Origin of the sequence: Halorubrum tibetense (assembly GCF_042661865.1) — an archaeon.
GTDB lineage: Archaea > Halobacteriota > Halobacteria > Halobacteriales > Haloferacaceae > Halorubrum > Halorubrum tibetense.
This window is the reverse complement of record NZ_JBHSWW010000370.1, coordinates 1-1,988: the sequence shown is the minus strand read 5'-3', so window position 1 is coordinate 1,988 and position 1,988 is coordinate 1. Positions and strand designations below refer to the sequence as shown.

General features: G+C 67.8%; 2 protein-coding genes. Both read right to left on the bottom strand.

What is annotated here, in order from left to right; genetic code table 11:
* A partial coding sequence (locus ACFQEU_RS15145) for a SpoVR family protein (RefSeq protein ID WP_379783503.1) occupies positions 1-1,236 on the bottom strand: 1,236 nt, incomplete at its 3' end.
* 52 nt (positions 1,237-1,288) lie between these two features.
* The coding region (locus ACFQEU_RS15140) for a DUF444 family protein (protein ID WP_379783501.1) at positions 1,289-1,988 on the bottom strand (700 nt) is incomplete at its 5' end.

Genomic DNA, 1,988 nt, shown 5'->3' with positions numbered 1-1,988 from the left:
GGCGTCGACGCGCGGGTCGCCCGTCGCGGCGAGCTCACCGAGCTCGTCGAGCGTCGCCGGTCCCGCACCCGCGATGACCGGGTCGGGCTCGAGCGCCGACCGTACCGCCTCCAGGTCGATACGCGAGTGGAAGTTCTCCGGTGTCACCCCCTCGACGCGGAGCAGCTTGTCGATCACGTCACGTCGCGCCGCACGCACTTCGACGTGGGTCCACAGCTCGAACCCGAGCTTGTACGGGTTGAGGCCCGGTGAGCCGAGCACCCGTGACATGTGTTCCGCGTACGTGAGGAACTCGTCGGGACCGGCGAACCCCTCGCCACCCATCATGAGCGACTCCCAGTACGTCGCCCATCCCTCGTTCATCACCTTCGTCACCTTCTGGCCGGCGAAGTAGTACGCCTCCTCGCGGATCGCGTCGATGACGGTGGTCTCCCACGGCTCGCGGTCGACGGCCTTCCCCGTCTCGGGGTCGTACCGCTTCCCGTGGTCCCGGAGGAACGCGAGCACGTCCGGGCGAGGGGATTCGGGTTCGACCCCGTCCGCCTGGTCGTCGAGCCACTCGTCGTCGAACACGTCACGCTTGACCTCCTCGGAGAGGCCGAGCTCCTCGATTCGTGCTTCCAGCTCCGCTTGCGGACCCTCCGTGCCCTCGTCGCCGGTACTGCCGTTCTCGCTCCGGCTGGCGTCCACCGGGCTGTGCTGGTCGATCGTGTCCTCCAGCGCGGTTACCGCGTCGATCAGCCGTTCGACCTCGTCGCGGTCGACGTCCGCCCGTCGCCCGATCGCCGCCAGCCGGTCGGCGTTCCGCTCCAGTCGCGCGGCCGCGTTCGGCCCGTCGGCCCCGCGGTCGGCGTACAGCCCGAACCACTCGTTGTTCGCGAAGAAGTCGGCGTGCGCCTCCACGTGGGTTATCACCGCCTTCTGGTCGGCCGCGGTGTTCGACTCCTGTAAGAACGCGTGACTCGGGTCGTCGTTGTTGACGATCTCGAACGCCTTTCCCAACCCGTGCCGGTCCTTCTTGCGCTGCCGTTCGTAGTTCATTCCCCATCGCCAGTGCGGGTACCGCCGTTGGAACCCGCCGTAGGCGATGAGCTCGTTCATCTCGTCGTGATCGACGACCCAGTATCGAACCGGGTACGGGTCGAGCCCGAGCCGTTCGGCGAGGTTCCGCGCTTCCGTCGCCGGCTCGTCGAGCGTTTCCGCCTCGCGTTTCGCTTCGAGTCTGTCGTCTCTCATCTCCGGGTCACCGTCGTTCGTTCCGTCGGTCGGTCGCCGCCGTTTCGGTCGGTCATTCCTCCTCCGCCTCCGTGCTGAGTATCTCGTAGATCGCGTCCGTTACGTCCGCCGGTCGTTCGACGCGCGCGACGGCGACGTTCGACCGGTCTCCGAGGGCTCGTTCCACCTCGTCGGCGTGGCGGGCGTTCGTCGCCGACCCCCCGGGCTGTGTCTCGACGTACGCGTGGAGGTTCGCGTCTATCGACTGCATCCGTGGGATCACGTTCTCTTTCGTGTCGGTGCCGGCGTTCTCTGAGTCGCCGGCGGCGAACACGTATCGGTTCCACTCGCTGTACGGGTACGCCTCGAGGATCTCCTCGACGAGCTCGTACGCGCTAGAGATACGCGTCCCGCCGCCGGACTGGACCCCGAAGAACTCCCCGCGGTCGACCTCCCACGCCTCGGCGTCGTGAACGACGTAATGGAACTCGGCGGCGTCGTACTTCCCGGTGAGATACCAGTCCATCGGCGTGAACACCCGCTCGACGAGCTCGCGTTTCGTCTCCCGCATCGACCCGGACGCGTCGCGAACGTTGACGACGACGACGTTCCGCTCGCGCTTCTCTATCACCTCCGGATGCCGGAACCGCTCGTCGTCCGGGCGGAACGGGACGGCGTCGAGCCCGTCACGCCGGATCCGCCGGGAGACCGGCTCGCGGTCGAGTTCGGCTTCCAGCGCCGCGAACGACGCCCATCGGTCCAACGCGGCCACC